Here is a 16,294-nt window from a genome sequence, read left to right as displayed (position 1 = left end):
CTCACTCGAACTTCAGGACGGCAGCACCGAGTCCGGCGAACTCGGCGTGGAACTCGTCGCCCGGCCGGGCGTCGACCGCCCGCGTGCACGAGCCGGGCAGGACGACGTCACCCGCGAGGAGCCGGACGCCGAAGCTCGCGACCTTCCCCGCGAGCCACGCGACGGCGAGCGCCGGATCGCCCAGCACGGCGTCACCACGTCCCTCGGCGACGACCTCGCCGTTGCGGCGCAACGTCGCCACGACGCCGCCGATGTCCAGATCGGACGGACGGACGCGCTCGGGACCCAGCACGAACCCGGCCGACGAGGCGTTGTCCGCGATGGTGTCCTGCAGACCGATCCGCCAGTCCTCGATCCGGCTGTCGATCAGCTCGATGGCCGGCGCGACGAACTCGGTGGCGGCGAGGACGTCCTCGACCGTGCAGCCCTCCCCCGGCAGGTCGCGGGCGAGCAGGAACGCGATCTCCACCTCGACCCTCGGGTACAGGTAGGCCGAGACGTCCGCCGTGCCGGCGAGCTGCATGTCGTCGAGCAGATGGCCGTAGTCGGGCTCGTCGACGCCCATCATCTCCTGCATCGCCAACGACGACAGGCCGACCTTGTGGCCGATCACGTCGCGGTTGCGGTGCCGGACGTTGAGGAGCTGGATCTCGTACGCGTCGACGACGTCGATGCCGGGGTACAGCTCGACGAGCGGTTTGATCGGCACGCGGTCGCGTTCCGCCGCCCTCAGCAGCTCGGCGGCCGCCTCCCGGTCCTGAGTGGTCAGCACTGGGCCTCCTGCACGACGTGGTGTCCCGCCCGGCGGCCGGAGAAGACGCAGTCGGCGAGCGCGAGCCCGCTGACGTAGGACTCCGAGCACACCCCGACCGCCGACCGGCCCGCCGCGTACAGGGCCGGAACGCCGCGCACCTGACCGGTGTCCTCGTCGACGACCAGCCCACCCAGGGTGAGCATCGGGCACGGGTAGCCGAAACCGGCGCGCACCGACACGTTGATCAACGAGTAGGGCGGCACGCCGACGGGTTCCGGCACCCCGATCCCCGCCTTGGCCGCGACCTCCTCGACGGTCGGCGCCGTGACCAGCCCGCGGCCCAGCAGGTAGCGGACCTGCCAGCGCTGGAACCGCGCGGTCTGCGTCTTCACCTGCGCTCGCGCGACGCGCAGGACGTCGTCGTCCACCAACAGCCAGGCCCTGCCGCCGCGGCGGACGATCTCGTCCCCGATGGCCGCGCCGTACCGCGTCGCGTCACCGAACCGCCGGCCGTCCGCGTCGACGAGAACCCCTCGCTGCAACGCGCTGGGCGGTGTGATGAACCGCCAGACGGAGATCTTGTCCATCCGCGCGGTCCTCCCGCCCGCGGCGACACCGAGCATGATCCCGGCGCCGTCGTCACCGGGGGTGCCCAGCGCGAGGCCGCCGCGGTGCAGCGGGGCGTGCTCGCGCACCAGCGCCCGGTTCGAGATGAAGCCCCCGGCGGCGATGACCACACCCCGCCCGGCGTGGACCACCGCCGGGCGGCCGAACCGTTCGAGCCGCGCCGCCAGTCCGAACAGCGCCCTGCCCAGAGGCGGGTAGTACAGCCACGGCTTCGCGCCCGCCCTGGACAGGGCCGCGTGCACGGCGCGGGGAAGACCGGTGAGGGTTCGGCACCGCACGCCCGCCACCCGGCCGTTCTCGACCACGAGGTCCAGGGCGCGCGTCTGCGGCAGGATCCGCACGCCCGCCCGCCGGGCCGCCTCCGCGAGCCGGGCGAAGAACACCTTGCCGGACGTCCCCTTCGCCTTCGTCCGGTGCCCGCGCGGCGCCGGGTCGGGCCACGCGTCCTCGCTGCCGGACAGGTACAGGTAGTGGTCGTCGGTCGGGTAGGAGGTCTTGAACGGGCTGAGGGCCGGGGAGAACGGCACACCCCGGTCCTCCAGCCAGGCCAGCGCCTCCGCGCTGTCCTCGCAGAACCGGCGCAACGTCGGCGCGGACACCGCGTCCCGGACCTCGGTGCGCAGGTAGGCCTCCATGGCGTCGACCGAGTCGGTGACACCGGCCTGCACCTGCTGGCGCGTCCCACCGCCCGCGTAGACGACCCCGCCGGACAACGCGGTCGCGCCGCCGCCGGCGAACCGGTCCAGCACCACCACGGACGCACCGGCCGCCGCGGCCTCGACGGCGGCGCACGCGCCGGCCGCTCCGAAGCCGATGACGACCACGTCGGCGGTGACCTCCACACAACCCTCCAGAAACACGTTCTTGGCGAGCCGGTCTGCCTGGAACTCCTACACCATAGCGCCAAACCGGCGCAGAACTATAACCTGTTCTAGTAAGAGCGTCCGGGAGGTGCGATGTACGACGTGATCGTCGTCGGCAGTGGCGCGGCAGGCATGACGGCCGCCCTCTGCACCGCTGCGCACGGCCTGCGGACCCTCGTTGTCGAGAAGGCCGCCCACTACGGCGGGTCGACGGCGCGGTCCGGCGGCGGCATCTGGGTGCCGAACAACGCGGTGGTCGCCGCGGCCGGCGTGCCCGACTCACCGGAGCGGGCCCGCACCTACCTCGCGCACCTCGCCCCCGAGGTCCCGGCGGAGCTCAGGGACGCGTTCCTGGCGGCCGGACCGGCGATGCTCGCGTTCGTCCGCGCGCACACACCGCTGGAGTTCCGCTGGGTCCGCGACTACGCCGACTACTACCCCGAGGCACCGGGCGGGCACCCGCGCGGCCGGTCCGTCGAACCCCTGCCGCTCCGCACCGGCCGGCTGGCCGGCGTGCTCGACGAGCTCGAACCTCCGTACGTGCCGGCACCGGCGGGCATCGTGATCACCCAGACCGACTACCGCTGGCTGACGCTGGTCGGTCGGCACCCGCGCGGTCTGCTCACCGCGGCCAAGGTCTTCGCCCGCCGGTTCCTGCCGGGCACCCGGCTGACGATGGGCCAGGCGCTGGCGGCGGGGCTGCGGGCCGGGCTGACCGAGCTCGGCGTGGAGGTCCGGCTCAACACCCCGATGACCGACCTGCACCACGAGAACGGCCGGGTCGCCGGGGTGGTCGCCGGCGACCGGCTGATCCTCGCCGACCACGTCGTCCTGGCATCGGGCGGGTTCGAGCACAACGAGCAGATGCGCAAGCGGCACCAGCACGTCGGTACCGAGTGGACGGTCGGCGCGAAGGCCAACACCGGCGACGGCATCGAGGCCGGCCTCCGGGCCGGCGCGGCCGTCGCGCTGATGGACGACGCGTGGTGGGGCCCGTCGGTCCCGCTGCCGCGCGGCCCGTTCTTCCTGCTCGCGGAACGGTCGCTGCCCGGCTGCGTGCTCGTCGACAAGACCGGGCGCCGGTTCGTCAACGAGTCGGCGCCCTACATCGACGTGGTCAACGCGATGACCGGAGCGACCTGGCTGGTCTTCGACCACTCCTACCGCAGCCGCTACCCGTTCTGCGGCATCCCGCCGCGCCGCCCCCTGCCCCGGCGCTGGCGCGACGCCGTGCTCACCGCGCCCGGCCTGGAGGAGCTCGCCCAGGAGGCCGACCTGCCGGAGCTCGTCGAGACCGTGCGGCGGTTCAACACGCTCTGCGTCGACGGGGCCGACGCCGACTTCCACCGCGGCGACAGCGCGTACGACCGCTACTACGGCGATCCGCGCAACCGGCCGAACCCGAACCTGGCGCCGCTCACGACCGGCCCGTTCCACGCGGTGAGGATCGTGCCCGGCGACCTCGGCACCAAGGGCGGCCTGCGCACCGACGCCCGCGCGCGGGTGCTGCGCGAGGACGGTTCGGTGATCGAGGGCCTGTACGCGGCCGGCAACACCAGCGCGTCGGTGATGGGGCACACCTACGCGGGCGCGGGCGCCACCCTCGGACCGGCGATGACGTTCGGTTACCTCGCCGGCCTCGACATCTCTGGAGGAACGTCATGACGCAGGACGCCGTACGCACGATCGACACCGGCGCACCTCCGGCGCGGTTCGCGCGCGGCTGGCACTGCCTCGGCCTGGCCTCCCACTTCCGCGACGGCGAGCCGCACGCCGTGGAGGCGTTCGGCACGAAGCTCGTCGTGTTCGCGACCGGCGACGGCAGGATCAACGTGCTCGACGGGTACTGCCGGCACATGGGCGGCGACCTCACCCAGGGCACGATCAAGGGCGACACCATCGCCTGCCCGTTCCACGACTGGCGCTGGGCGGGCAACGGCCGCTGCACCGCCATCCCCTACGCCAAGCGGGTCCCGCTGCGGGCGCGCACCAGGTCGTGGATCACCCTGGAGGAGAACAAGCAGCTCTTCGTCTGGAACGACCCGCAGGGCAACCCGCCGCCGGAGCACGTGACGATCCCGCGCATCGACGCCGCGTTCAGCGACGAGTGGAGCAACTGGACGTGGGACTCGGTGGTGATCGAGGGCGCGAACTGCCGCGAGATCATCGACAACGTCGTCGACATGGCCCACTTCTTCTACATCCACTTCGCGTTCCCCACGTACTTCAAGAACGTGCTGGAAGGCCACGTCGCCGCGCAGTACCTCACCACGCGCGGCCGCCCGGACGTCGCCATGGGCTCGAACTACACCGGCGACGTCGAGGTCCGCTCCGAGGCCGCGTACCACGGGCCGTCCTACATGATCGACTACCTGTGGAACGACTACCGGGGGCTCGAGATCGAGACGGTGCTGATCAACTGCCACTACCCGATCTCGCCGACCTCCTTCAAGCTCCAGTGGGGCGCGATCGTGAAGAAGCTGCCGGGGGTCGACGACGTGCACGCCGACAAGATCGCGGCCAAGTTCGCGCGCGGCATCGGTGCCGGGTTCCTGCAGGACGTGCGGATCTGGCAGAACAAGACGCGCATCGACAACCCGCTGCTGTGCGAGGAGGACGGTCCGGTCTACCAGTTGCGGCGCTGGTACGAGCAGTTCTACGTCGACGTGGAGGACGTCACCGACGACATGGTGCGGCGCTTCGAGTTCGAGGTCGACACGAGCCGGGCGGTCGAGGTGTGGGAGCAGGAGGTCGCCGAGAACCTCGCTCGTCAGCGGTCATGAGCGAGCGCGACGAGTTCCTGACCGGCGGGATGGTGCCCGTGTGGTGCGACTGCGGCAACCGGGTGCTGGTGCGGAAGAACAGCCCGCAGCACACCAGCGTGCAGTGGCTGTCCGACACGAGCGCGTGTCCTGAGCTGCGCGGGTCGCGGTCCGCGCTGGTGCCGTCCTGCCTGCGGCTGCGCGACGGCATCGAGAAGGCCGCGCGCGACGGGGTGCTGGAGGTCGCCGATGGCTGAGGTGCACCGGGTGCGGGTCGAGGCCGTGATCGAGGAGACGGCCGACGCGCGGTCCTTCGTGCTGTCCGGGGCGGACTTCACGCCACGGCCGGGCCAGTTCCTGACCGTGCGGGCCGGTGAGGTCGCGCGGTGCTACTCGCTGTCCAGCGCGCCGGGTGAGCCGTTGAAGATCACGGTGAAGCGCACGCCGGACGGGTGGGGCTCGCTCTGGATGTGCTCGCAGGTGCGCGTTGGGACCGAGCTGGACGTGCTGGCGCCGGCCGGGGTCTTCACGCCCTCGTCGCTGGACGGCTCGGTGCTCGCCTTCGCCGCGGGCAGCGGGATCACGCCGATCATGTCGATCGTCCGGGCGGTGCTCGGGCAGGGCGCCGGACGGGTGTTCCTGTTCTACGCCAACCGGGACGAGTCCTCGGTGATCTTCGCGCGCGAGCTCGACGAGCTGGCGCGCTCGCACCCGCGACGGCTGACGGTCGTGCACTGGCTGGAGTCGGTGCAGGGGCTGCCGCACCTCGACGGGCTGCGGGCGTTCGTCCGCTCCTGCGACGAGGCGTTCGTCTGCGGCCCGGCGCCGTTCATGGAGGCCGCGCGCCAGGCGCTGCACGACGTTCCCGTCGTGCACGTCGAGAAGTTCGTGTCGCTGTCGAGCGATCCGTTCACCGAGGTGCCCGCGGTGACCGGCGACCGGCCGGACGCCGTCGTCGAGGTGGAGCTGGACGGCGAGCGGCACCGGTTCCCCTGGCCCGCGCGGACGAAGCTGCTCGACCTGTTGCTGGAGAAGGGTCTCGACGCGCCGTACTCGTGCCGGGAGGGCGCGTGCAGCGCGTGCGCGTGCCGGCTCGTCGACGGCGAGGTCAAGATGCTCGGCAACGACGTGCTCGACTCCGAGGACATCGCCGACGGCATCGTGCTGGCGTGCCAGTCGGTCCCGGTCACCGACACCGTGCGGATCACCTACGACTAGGGGTGCTGGATGCCGATCGACCCGGCCGTCGCGATCGGGGCGGAACTGCCCGAGGTGGAGTTCTCCTGGACGCACTCCGACGTGCTGCTCTACCACCTCGCCCTGGGCGCCACGGAACTCCGCTACGTCTACGAGCGGGACCTCCGGGTGCTGCCCACGTTCGGCGTCGTCGCGCCCCGGTTCCACGAGACCGCGCCACCCGCAGTCTCGTTCCCCGGTGTCGACATCGACCTCGCGCGGGTGCTGCACGGCACGCAGGAGATCACCGTGCACGCTCCCCTCCCGGCCGAGGGCGCGGCCGTGCTGCGGACGCGGATCACGGACGTGTGGGACAAGGGCAAGGCGGCGGTCATCATCCAGGAGGCGACGGCCGTGACGGCGGCCGGGACCGCCCTGTTCACCACCCGGTCGAGCATCTTCGCCCGCGGTGAGGGCGGCTTCGGCGGCGACCGCGGGCCGTCGGGCGAGGCCGGGGTCCCGGACCGCGCGCCGGACTTCGTGGTCGAGACGCCGACCCTGCCGCAGCAGGCGTACCTCTACCGGCTGTGCGGCGACCGCAACCCGTTGCACGCCGATCCGGAGTTCGCCCGGCGGGCCGGGTTCGACCAGCCGATCCTGCACGGCCTGTGCACCTACGGCGTGGTGTGCAAGGCGGTGACCGACGCCGTGCTCGACGGGCCGGAGCAGGTCTCGTCGTTCGGGGCGCGGTTCGCGGGCGTGGTCTTCCCCGGCGAGACGCTGACGACGCGGGTGTGGCGGGACGGTCCGCGGCTCGTGCTGACGACGTCCGCCGCGGACCGCCCCGTGCTCACCGGCGCGGTGCTAACCCCGGCCGAGGACTAGGCCGCTGGTCGGGACGCCGGTCCCGGCGGTGACCAGGACGTGCTCGACGTCCGCGACCTGGTTCACCGCGGTGCCGCGAACCTGCCGCACGGCCTCGGCGATGCCGTTCATGCCGTGCAGGTAGGCCTCGCCGAGCTGACCGCCGTGGGGGTTGAGCGGCAGCGAGCCGGTCAGCTCCAGGGCTCCGGACGCCACGAAGTCCTTGGCCTCGCCCCTGCCGCAGAAACCCAGTTCCTCGAGCTGCACCAGGACGAACGGCGTGAAGTGGTCGTAGAGCACGGCGACATCCACATCGGACGGACCGATGCCGGACCTCCGCCACAGGCCTCTCGCCACGACCCCCATCTCCGGCAGCCCGGTCAGGTCGTCGCGGTAGTAGCTGGTCATCGTGAACTGGTCCGCGGCACTGCCCTGAGCCGCGGCCTCGACGAGCGCGGGCTCGTTCGGCAGGTCGCGGGCACGTCCGGCCGACGTCACGACCAGCGCGACACCGCCGTCGCTCTCCTGGCAGCAGTCCAGCAGCCGCAGCGGTTCGGCGATCCAGCGGGACGCCTGGTGGTCGGCCAGCGTGATCGGCCGGTCGTGGAACCACGCGCGCGGGTTCGTGGCGGCGTGCTTGCGGTCGACCACCGCGACACGGCCGAAGTCCTCGCTCGTGGCGCCGTACTCGTGCATGTACCGGCGGGCGAACATGGCGACCATCGCGGCCGGTGTGCCCAGTCCCACCGGGTAGGACCAGCTGTTGTCGATGTTCGCCGCCGCTGCTGCCTGGACCTGGCCGAACCGGTGTCCGGAGCGTTCGTTGAACGCCCGGTAGCACACGACGACCTCCGCCATGCCGGTCTCGACGGCCATCGCGGCCTGCTGGACGGTCGCGCACGCCGCCCCGCCGCCGTAGTGGACGCGGCTGAAGAACGTCAGCCCCGGGATGCCCAGCTCGCGGGCGACCGCGATCTCGGCGTTGGTGTCCATGGTGAAGCTGACCAGACCGTCCACATCGGATGGTGCGAGACCCGCGTCCTCCAGTGCCGCGCGGACGGCCTCCGCCGCCAGCCGGAGCTCGCTGCGCCCGGAGTCCTTGGAGAAGTCCGTCGCGCCGATTCCCACGATCGCGGCGTTCACGCGGGCACCTCGATCCGCACGGTTCCGGTGACGTGGTCGCCGTGGGCGGTCCTGCCGACCACCTCGACGGTCAGGTCCCGCTCCTCGCGCCCGATCACCTGGCCGAAGAACTTCAGCGTGTCGTAGGCGAAGCAGGGTGCGCCGAGCCGGATGTCCACCTGCCGCACCAGCACCTCGGGGCCCGCCCAGTCCGTGACGTAGCGCTGCACGAGCCCGGTCGTCGTGAGGATGTTGATGAAGATGTCCTTCGACCCCCGCTGGACCGCGCGGTCGCGGTCGTGGTGGACGTCCTGGAAGTCGCGGGTGGCCAGCGCGGTGCTGATCACGAACGTGGGCGTGGCCTCCACGTGCCACTCGGGCAGGGCATCACCGATCCGCACGGGGCCTCCAGCTCGGCATCGTCAGCTCGTCGTCGACCTCCGTGAACACGACCTCGACCGGCAGCCCGATGGCCGGTTCGCCGGCCAGCTCGCCCAGCACCCGCACGCCCTCGTCCAGTTCGACCAGGGCGACGACGAACGGCGTCCGCCTGCCGGGCACCTGCGGGTGGTGGTGCACGACGTAGCTGTAGACCACGCCGCAACCGGCCGAGACGAGGTACTTCGGTTTCGTCGCACCGCACTCAGGGCACATCGGGCCGGGCGGGTGCCGCAGCAGCCCGCAACCGCCGCACCGCTGGATGCGCAGCTCCCCCTGGCGGCAGCCTTCCCAGAAGTACTCGGTGTCCCGGTTGACGGCCGGCCGGATCGCCTGCGCCTGCCGCGGTCCCGGCTGGGGCTCGGGTTTCGACGCGGGCGTGTACTTCAGCACGCGGAACCGCATCTCGGCCACCGGTTCGTCACCGACGTACCAGGTGCTCCTGGTCGTGACGAACCACCCCTCGCCCAGTCCCGTCCTCTTCGGACCGGTCACGTCCTCCAGGCTCGTCGTCACCGAGAGGTGCTCGCCGACCTTGAGGTAGCGGTGGTAGGTCTGGTCGCTGTTGGTGGCGACGACCGACGTGTACCCGGCCTCGTCGAGGATGGCCATCATCTGCCCGAGCGGGTCGTCCGCCGAGCGCTGGCCGCGCAGCCCCGCCATCGTCCAGACCTGCACCATCGCCGGTGGAGCGACCTCGGTGTAGCCGGGGTGCTCGTCGCCGATGGCCTCCAGCCAGTTGTTGATCATCGGCAGGTTGACCGGGTCGCGTGCCAGCCGCGGCGCCGATCCGCCCTGTCCGGCGATGCGCGCGGCCTCCTCCTCGATGTCGATCATCGCACCACCCGCGGCAGTCCGAGCCCGATGTTCGCGATCAGCTCCCGCTGGATCTCGTTCACTCCCCCGCCGAAGGTCAGCACCAGGTTGCGCCGCGCCTGCACGTCCAGCCACCGGACCAGCTCCGCGTCGGCGCCGTGGCGTCCGACGAGCTCCTCCAGCAGCCTGCCGACGCGCTGGGTCCGTTCCGCGGCGAACACCTTGGTGGCACTGGCGTCCGCGACCTCCACGTCCCCGCTCGCGACCTGCCAGTTGAGCAGCTCGTTCACCCGCACGACGGCGCGCGCCTCGGCCAGTGCCCTGCGCACGTCCGGTTCGGCGAGCAACCCGCGTCCGGAGGCCCAGCCGTGGACCCGTTCCACCAGCGCGCCGATCCGCCCGGACGGGCCGAGCATCACGCGTTCGTGGTTGAGCTGGGTCGTGATCAGGCGCCAGCCCTCGTTCTCCTCGCCGACCCTGCGGGACTCGGGCACCTGGACGTCGTTGTAGTAGGTGGCGTTCACGTGGTGCGCGCCGTCGCAGGTGATGATCGGCGTCCACGAGTAGCCGGGGCCGGTGGTGTCGACGACGAGGATCGTGATGCCCTTGTGCCGCGAGTCCGGCGCCCCTGTGCGGCAGGCCAACCACACGTAGTCCGCGTCGTGGCCGCCGGTCGTGAACGTCTTCTGGCCGTTCACGACGTAGTGGTCGTCTTCCTTCACTGCCTTGGTGCGCAACGCCGCCAGGTCCGTACCGGCGTCCGGTTCGGTGTAGCCGATGGCGAAGTGGAGGTCGCCCTTGAGGATCCTCGGCAGGAAGAAGTCCTTCTGCTCCTGCGTCCCGAACCTCTGCAGCGTCGGCCCGACGGTCTGCAGCGTCACGTACGGCAGCGGGACGTCCGCGCGAGCGGCCTCGTTGACGAAGATCTGCTGCTCGACCGGCCCGAACCCCAGCCCGCCGTACTCCCGCGGCCAGCCGACGCCGAGCCGTCCGTCCCGGCCGAGCCTGCGGACCAGCTCGCGGTAGGTCTCGCCGTGCCGTTCGGTGAGCATGGCCTCGCGTTCGCCGGCGGTCATGACGTTCGCGAAGTACTCGCGAAGCTCGTCGCGCAGTTTGCGTTGTGCCGCGGTGAGGTCAATGAACATCGATGGCTCCCAAGCGGTGCTCCACTCCGCCGACGAACCGCGTCAGCTCCTTGGCCATGCCGTAGTACCGGTGCATCGGGTAGGTGATGTCGAGGCCGAGCCCGCCGTGCAGGTGGTGGCACGCGTGGACGGCGGGGAGGGCTTCCGCGGCGAGCCAGTAGGCGGCGATGTCGAGGTCCGCGTCGTCGAGGCTCCAGCAGGCAGCCACCGCGGCCAGGTGGAGGGTGCGTGCGGCGATGTAGACGTCCGCGACCAGTGACGCGGCGGCCTGGAACGTGGCCAGGGGCTTGCCGAACTGGTGGCGGGTGCCGACGTGGCGCACGGTCAGTTCGAGTGCTCCCGCCAGGACGCCGTCCGCGACCGCGCAGGCTCCTGCCAGCGCGAACCTGCGGATGGCTTCGGCCGCACCGGCTCGCAGCGGTTCACCGCGCGCGCCCTCGAACCGCACCGACCCGTCCGAAATGGACACCCCAGGTCGCGCGGGGTCGACCACGAAGACGCCGGGCCCGTCCTCCGCCGTGGCGGTGACCAGGATCCGCCGAGCCGTGGCGGCCTGCTGGACGTTGATCTTCGTGCCGGTGATCCCGTCCGGTCCCGCGGTGGTGCCCGGCACGACCGGTAGTGGGGCGGACGGCTCGCTCAGCGCCGCTGTCAGCGCCCCGTGCTGTTCGGTGACCAGCGGCAACACCTCGTCCTGCTGCTCTCGCGTCCCGTACAGCGCGATCGGCAGCACGCCCAACGCGAGGGTCGCGAGCGCGGGCACGCCGACCGCCCGGCGGCCGACCTCGGTGAGCAGCACGGCCGTCTCCAGCAGGCCGAGCCCGTCGCCACCGAGCCGTTGCGGAACGGCGAGGGCCAGCAACCCGGCCTCCCCCAGCGCCTTCCAGGGTGCGTCGCCCTCCCTCCCGAGCACGTCGGCCGCCAGTGCGGCGATCTCCCGCTGGGTCTCGTCGAGCTCGAAGTCCATCAAAGCTCCCTCGGTAGACCGAGAACGCGTTCACCTGCCAGGTTCATCAGCACCTGCGTCGTCCCGCCCGCGATGCTCAGGCACCGCGACAGCAGGAACTCGTACATCTGCTCGCTCGCGACGGCGCCGTCCGGTCCGAGCAGGTCGACGGCGAACTCCGCCACGTCCTGCCGCTGCCGCACGCCGACCAGCTTGCGCACGCTGGACTCCGCGCCCGGCTCCTGCCCGTCCAGCACTCGCAGGCTCGCCCGCAGGTCCAGCACCGACACCGCGAGCCCTTGGGCGACCAGGGCGCCCAGTCGTTCCGGGTGACTCGCCGCGGCGGGGGACCTCAGGACCCGTTCCAGCGGCTCGCCCAGCGACGACCCCATCGCGACGCGTTCGTTGGCCAGGGTCGTGCGCGCGAGCCGCCAACCGTTGTTCACCTCGCCGACCACGCAGTCGTCCGGCACGAACACGTCGTCGAGGAAGACCTCGTTGAACCGCGCGTCACCGGTGATCTCCCGCAACGGCCGCACGTCGAGACCGTCAGCACGCATGTCGACCAGGAAGTAGGTGATGCCCTTGTGCTTCGGGACCTCGGAGTCCGTGCGGGCCAGGCAGATCGCCCAGTCGGCCTGGTGCGCGAGCGACGTCCACACCTTCTGCCCGGTGAGCCGCCAGCCACCGTCCACCCTGACGGCCCTGGTGCGCAACGACGCCAGGTCCGACCCCGCCTCCGGTTCGCTGAACAGCTGGCACCACGTGATCTCGCCGCGCAACGTCGGGCCCACGAACCGTTCCTGCTGCTCCGCGGTGCCGTGCCGCAGGATCGTCGGCCCCGCCCAGCCACCGATGACCAGGTCCGGCCTGCGCACCCCGGCGCGGGCGAACTCGGCGTCGACGACCACCTGCCGCTTGGGATCGGCGTCCTGCCCGTACGGCTTCGGCCAGTGCGGCACCAGGAAACCGCTGCGGGCCAGCCGTTCGCGTTGGGCGGCGGGGTCGAGCGCGGCGATCTCCTCGGCGAACGCGCGCACCTCCGGATCGGACTCGACCCGGACGTCGAGCGATCGGCGCGCCCCGGCCAGCGCCAGTTCCGCCACGCGCAGGCGCCACCGCGCGACCCCGCCGGCGAGCTGGTGCAACGCCAGGGCCCGCCGCAGGTAGCGGTGGGCGTCGTGCTCCCAGGTGAACCCGATGCCACCCAGGACCTGGATGCAGTCCTTGGCGTTGCGGACCGCCGCGTCGAACCCGACGGCGGCGGCGACCGCGGCGGCCAGCGGATGTTCGTCCTCCCCCACCGACCGGGCCGCGTCCCACGCCACCGAGCTCGCCTGCTCCGCCCGGCACAGCATCTCCACGCAGAGGTGCTTCACGGCCTGGAACGACCCGATGACGCGCCCGAACTGGCGGCGTTGCCCGGCGTGTTCCACAGCGGTGTTCAGGCACCACGTGGCCACACCGCTCGCCTCGGCCGCCATCAACGTGACGGCGAGGTCGGTCGGGTCCTCGACCTCCCGCCCGGCGCCGACGACCACCGACCCCAGCGAACGGGACAGGTCGACGGACTCGAGCGCGGTGACCTGCTCGACCGGCGCGAGCACCCACCCGTCCTGCTCGACCAGGACGTGCGTGGCCTCGGCCGCCCCCACCACGTGCCGCGGCGAGAACCCGAAGCCCGCCACCCCCTCGAAGTCCGGGAACAGCACGGACACGAGTGCCGTGGGCAGCAACGGCCCCGGCACCAGGTTCTCGGCCGCACGCTCCAGCATCACCGCGAGATCGGCGACCGTGCCGCCCTCCCGCGTCACCTCGAAGAAGCCGACGCCGACGAGATCGGCCCACCTGCCCCGGGCCGCGTCCACGCTGTCCCGCAACGTTCGCTGTTCCCCGGTCGTGGCGATCGGCACGCTGCCTCCTCCAGTACATGAAGAAGTTTATAGAACGTGTTCTATTTCCGGCAACAGATCATGCCCGAGAAACCGATCGAGTACTATGGGAAAGCTGCTGCAACACGTTTCAGGAGGATCATCTCCGTGTCACCTTCGAAGTCGCGCACGGACGCCCTCATGGCGGGCGAGGAGCTCAGCTCCGCCGCCCAGCGCGAGCGGCGCAAGAGGATCGTCGACGCGACCATCGCGCTGGCGTCCAAGGGCGGGTTCGACGCCGTGCAGATGCGCGCCGTCGCGGACAGGGCCGACGTCGCGCTGGGCACGTTGTACCGCTACTTCCCGTCGAAGGTCCACCTGCTCGTGTCGAGCCTCGCGGTGGAGCTGGAGCGCGCCCAGGAGAAGATGGACCGCACCACGGTCCCCGGCGACAGCGCCTACGAGCGCGTGCTGTTCGTCCTCGGCCGCATCACCCGCGGCCTGCAGCGCAACCCGCACCTCACCGAGGCGATGACGCGTGCGTTCACCTTCGCCGACGCCTCCGCGGGCGCCGAGGTCGACCGGGTCGCCTGGCTGATGGAGAGCATGTTCACGAAGGCGATGAGCGACGAGCCGCCGACCGACGAGCAGAAGGCCATCGCCCGCGTGATCGGCGACGTGTGGCTCTCGAACCTGGTCGCGTGGGTCACCCGGCGGGCGACGGCCACCGACGTCGCGAACCGGCTCGAACTGACGGTGCGCCTGCTGCTCAAGTGAGCCGCTCCCGACGCAGCGTCGGCACCGCACGGGCCAGTCGCCCCCGGCCGGAGGGGCTGAGGAGATCGGATGCGGTCCGCCACGTGTCCGGTTCCGCATGAATCCGGTTCGGCCTGCTCTTCTCGCGGAGAAGATCCGCGAGCTCCGCGTGCCACTCGCCCCGGTGGGGCACGCGGATCGGGTCGTCCTGCGCCTCGACGGCCTTCTCGGCCGGGATGCGGGCGGCGGGACGCCGGCCCACCGCCCGACGAGGTCCTCGGACGCCGCACCGGTCCGCGCACCCACGAGCACCCTGTCTTCCCGCGCGGTGACGGCTCAGAACTGCCCCCACGCCGAGCCCAGCCCGCCCGGTCGTGTGGACATTCTGCAATTGCGCCGCGCTACCCATTTGACGGCGCCGTGGTACAGGTCGGGTGATCCGGAGTTGAGATAGTGCTCCGTCAGCCAGATCTGCCGGTTGCGGCGCAGGGCCTCCAGCATGACGTCCTCGGAGCCGGGCCTGCCCACCTTCAGCGCCACCACCACCGCCCCGTGGTCCAGCGCCGGCTCCCGGACGATGGCGGACAGCGCGGCGAGATAGGTGCCGAGGTCGACACGGCGCAGCTTGCTGAAGATGTCGCGAGCCCGATGCCGGTCCGACCAGTTGCCGTCCTCCTTGAGGAGTCTGCTTCCCTCGCGGAACAGCGCCTGCGTTTCCGCGATGCGGGCCAGCACCGCCGGGTCGGGTGGCTCCGGCCGCCACCGCCAGTAGCAGACGCCCAAAACGAGGACAAGGACCAGTACCAGCAGGTATGGGACCAGGCCTACCACGGTGCCCACCAGGCACGGGCGCGAGTGTCGACGAAGCCCAGCAATTGCTCCCCCTCTGCCGTTGGCCGATCGGAGATCACCGGTCAGGCTGCAGTCGCCGCAGGCACCAGAGGTGGAACGGGTACGGCCGCCTTTCACGTCGGTGCTGAGCACGGTCGACATCGCGGTCCGGCCGGAGGAGCACGACACCTCGTCCCCGAGCGGATCAGGAGGTCTACGCCGTGAGCGCCTCGGCCGTGCGTTGGCGCGGACACGACGGGCACGAGCACCACGGCGAGAGTATGTCTGAAGGGGCCGGCAGAGCTACCGCTGTCCTCTTCCGGCCGGACACGACACAGCCAGAGGGAGCGCACTTCGCGCTTCGGGTTGCGTGCAGGCGGTCTCCCAGTCGGCGGTGAAGCCGGCGTGGAGGTGGTCCCGGAAACGCATCCGACGAGCGCAGGTGCGAGAGCGCGACATCATCCGCACGCCGCGTCCCGACGGTCCTGCTGATCAGCCCACATCCCGATACGGCGCTGCGCGTTCACGGCCGAGCTGCTTTCCGGAACCGCTCGCCTACCACCGGCTCGGGTAACGACGTGCGCGGAACAACACCCCGATCTTGCCGTGGGCGCCCCGGATCGCGGCCGCCCTGCGGCCCGGCGGGCAGGTCCGGACAACACGTGCGAAGGCCCGGATCAACTGGCGGATCCGGTGGTGTCACGCCGCGACGGGACCAGCCGGCCGCGGGGGCACGGGACCGGCCCCCACGGCAACGGCTCGATCCGTCAACCTCTCAAGCGCAGCGGTACCACGAGGCAGTCCACTTGGTGGGCCAGTAGTCCTGGCACCAGTACCCGGAGTTGACGACCCAGACCGAGACCTGGCGCCGCCCGGTTGTGCTGTCTTCCCCGACGGTGTCGACGAAGTCGGCGCGGCCATTGCCGGGCATGACCCTCCAGCCGCCTGAACCGGGCCAGGCGTGCCAGATCGTGCGGTCGGGCGCGATGCCGAAGCACTCGTGGTTGGCGCTGGTCGCCCAGTCGACGACGATGACGTACGTGCCGGCCTTGAACGTCCCCCAGTAGTTGAAGCAGTTGACCCTGCCGTTGGCGGGCACCGGCTCCCGGTTGATGATGGTCGCGGTGATCCCCACGGGCGATACCGGTGCCGCGGAAGCCCGCCCACCATCGAACCGGACACCGCCGTTCGTCTCCGCCACGGCCGGCGTGACCAGCGCCAGCGCCAGGGCGATCCCGGCGGCCGTCGCTCCGCTCCGCATGGCTCGTCTCTTGAAAGACATCGCTGTCCCCTCCGTTGGTCGCCTTTCCGACCCGCGTCACT

General features: G+C 71.5%; 17 protein-coding genes. 6 read left to right on the top strand and 11 right to left on the bottom strand.

Translation table 11 applies throughout. The annotated features are described in order from the left end of the window. Position 1: 1 nt before the first annotated feature. Both BMW88_RS36585 and BMW88_RS36580 read right to left on the bottom strand, forming a co-directional pair. Positions 2–772, bottom strand: a complete 771-nt coding sequence (locus BMW88_RS36585; protein ID WP_089960290.1) for a 2-keto-4-pentenoate hydratase — start codon at positions 770–772, stop codon at positions 2–4. Continuing rightward, the gene (locus tag BMW88_RS36580) at positions 766–2,223 is read right to left on the bottom strand and encodes an FAD-binding protein (RefSeq protein ID WP_089960289.1); all 1,458 of its coding nucleotides are present in this window, start codon (positions 2,221–2,223) and stop codon (positions 766–768) included. Before BMW88_RS36580 ends, BMW88_RS36585 begins: the two co-directional genes overlap by 7 nt. A gap of 114 nt (positions 2,224–2,337) precedes the next feature. Here BMW88_RS36580 and BMW88_RS36575 point away from each other — a divergent pair, with 114 nt between their 5' ends. From BMW88_RS36575 to BMW88_RS36555, 5 genes are read left to right on the top strand one after another with little or no spacing between them, the layout of a single operon-like run. Beyond that, complete coding sequence (locus BMW88_RS36575; protein ID WP_089960286.1) at positions 2,338–3,909, top strand: FAD-dependent oxidoreductase; 1,572 nt, start codon at positions 2,338–2,340, stop codon at positions 3,907–3,909. After that, positions 3,906–5,027 carry a 3-ketosteroid-9-alpha-monooxygenase, oxygenase component gene (locus BMW88_RS36570; protein ID WP_089960283.1) on the top strand — a complete coding sequence of 374 codons (1,122 nt, stop codon included), beginning with the start codon at positions 3,906–3,908 and terminating at the stop codon, positions 5,025–5,027. The genes BMW88_RS36575 and BMW88_RS36570 overlap by 4 nt, the downstream gene beginning before the upstream one ends. Further along, positions 5,024–5,263, top strand: a complete 240-nt coding sequence (locus BMW88_RS36565) for a hypothetical protein (RefSeq protein WP_218148354.1) — start codon at positions 5,024–5,026, stop codon at positions 5,261–5,263. Before BMW88_RS36570 ends, BMW88_RS36565 begins: the two co-directional genes overlap by 4 nt. Continuing rightward, a complete protein-coding gene (locus BMW88_RS36560) occupies positions 5,256–6,224 on the top strand; it encodes a ferredoxin--NADP reductase (RefSeq protein WP_089960280.1) in 969 nt (322 codons plus the stop codon). The genes BMW88_RS36565 and BMW88_RS36560 overlap by 8 nt, the downstream gene beginning before the upstream one ends. A gap of 9 nt (positions 6,225–6,233) precedes the next feature. Beyond that, positions 6,234–7,067, top strand: coding sequence for a MaoC/PaaZ C-terminal domain-containing protein (locus tag BMW88_RS36555; RefSeq protein ID WP_089960277.1), 834 nt, complete (start codon positions 6,234–6,236; stop codon positions 7,065–7,067). Here BMW88_RS36555 and BMW88_RS36550 read toward each other — a convergent pair. Genes BMW88_RS36550 through BMW88_RS36525 form a run of 6 tightly spaced genes read right to left on the bottom strand, consistent with a single transcriptional unit; the run spans position 7,047 to position 13,426 of the window. Next, entirely contained in the window at positions 7,047–8,189 is a 1,143-nt protein-coding gene (locus tag BMW88_RS36550) for a lipid-transfer protein (protein WP_089960274.1), read from the bottom strand. The genes BMW88_RS36555 and BMW88_RS36550 overlap by 21 nt on opposite strands. Next, positions 8,186–8,569 carry a MaoC family dehydratase gene (locus BMW88_RS36545; protein WP_089960273.1) on the bottom strand — a complete coding sequence of 128 codons (384 nt, stop codon included), beginning with the start codon at positions 8,567–8,569 and terminating at the stop codon, positions 8,186–8,188. Before BMW88_RS36545 ends, BMW88_RS36550 begins: the two co-directional genes overlap by 4 nt. Beyond that, entirely contained in the window at positions 8,556–9,440 is an 885-nt protein-coding gene (locus BMW88_RS36540; protein WP_089960425.1) for a bifunctional MaoC family dehydratase N-terminal/OB-fold nucleic acid binding domain-containing protein, read from the bottom strand. The genes BMW88_RS36545 and BMW88_RS36540 overlap by 14 nt, the downstream gene beginning before the upstream one ends. Beyond that, the gene (locus tag BMW88_RS36535; RefSeq protein WP_089960270.1) at positions 9,440–10,567 is read right to left on the bottom strand and encodes an acyl-CoA dehydrogenase family protein; all 1,128 of its coding nucleotides are present in this window, start codon (positions 10,565–10,567) and stop codon (positions 9,440–9,442) included. Before BMW88_RS36535 ends, BMW88_RS36540 begins: the two co-directional genes overlap by 1 nt. Continuing rightward, positions 10,557–11,534 carry an acyl-CoA dehydrogenase family protein gene (locus tag BMW88_RS36530; RefSeq protein ID WP_089960267.1) on the bottom strand — a complete coding sequence of 326 codons (978 nt, stop codon included), beginning with the start codon at positions 11,532–11,534 and terminating at the stop codon, positions 10,557–10,559. The genes BMW88_RS36535 and BMW88_RS36530 overlap by 11 nt, the downstream gene beginning before the upstream one ends. Next, positions 11,534–13,426 (bottom strand): acyl-CoA dehydrogenase family protein, encoded by a 1,893-nt coding sequence (locus BMW88_RS36525; RefSeq protein ID WP_245778304.1) that lies wholly within the window; start codon positions 13,424–13,426, stop codon positions 11,534–11,536. Before BMW88_RS36525 ends, BMW88_RS36530 begins: the two co-directional genes overlap by 1 nt. A 159-nt stretch (positions 13,427–13,585) precedes the next feature. Here BMW88_RS36525 and kstR point away from each other — a divergent pair, with 159 nt between their 5' ends. After that, a complete protein-coding gene (kstR, locus tag BMW88_RS36520; protein WP_245778310.1) occupies positions 13,586–14,161 on the top strand; it encodes a cholesterol catabolism transcriptional regulator KstR in 576 nt (191 codons plus the stop codon). Here the strand turns inward: kstR and BMW88_RS36515 are convergent. From BMW88_RS36515 to BMW88_RS36505, 3 genes are all read right to left on the bottom strand, one after another. After that, on the bottom strand, positions 14,154–14,402 hold the full coding sequence (locus BMW88_RS36515) for a hypothetical protein (RefSeq protein WP_089960266.1): 249 nt from the start codon (positions 14,400–14,402) through the stop codon (positions 14,154–14,156). The genes kstR and BMW88_RS36515 overlap by 8 nt on opposite strands. A gap of 74 nt (positions 14,403–14,476) precedes the next feature. Further along, positions 14,477–14,971: a hypothetical protein gene (locus tag BMW88_RS36510; RefSeq protein ID WP_143116428.1), complete on the bottom strand. Its 495-nt coding sequence runs from the start codon at positions 14,969–14,971 to the stop codon at positions 14,477–14,479. Between the two features lie 775 nt (positions 14,972–15,746). After that, entirely contained in the window at positions 15,747–16,253 is a 507-nt protein-coding gene (locus tag BMW88_RS36505; protein WP_143116427.1) for a hypothetical protein, read from the bottom strand. Between the last annotated feature and the right edge of the window lie 41 nt (positions 16,254–16,294).

This window comes from Lentzea xinjiangensis (genome assembly GCF_900110955.1).
Classification (GTDB): Bacteria; Actinomycetota; Actinomycetes; order Mycobacteriales; family Pseudonocardiaceae; genus Lentzea; species Lentzea xinjiangensis.
Note: the sequence above shows the minus strand (reverse complement) of the source record. Positions and strands in the feature narration are given on the sequence as shown.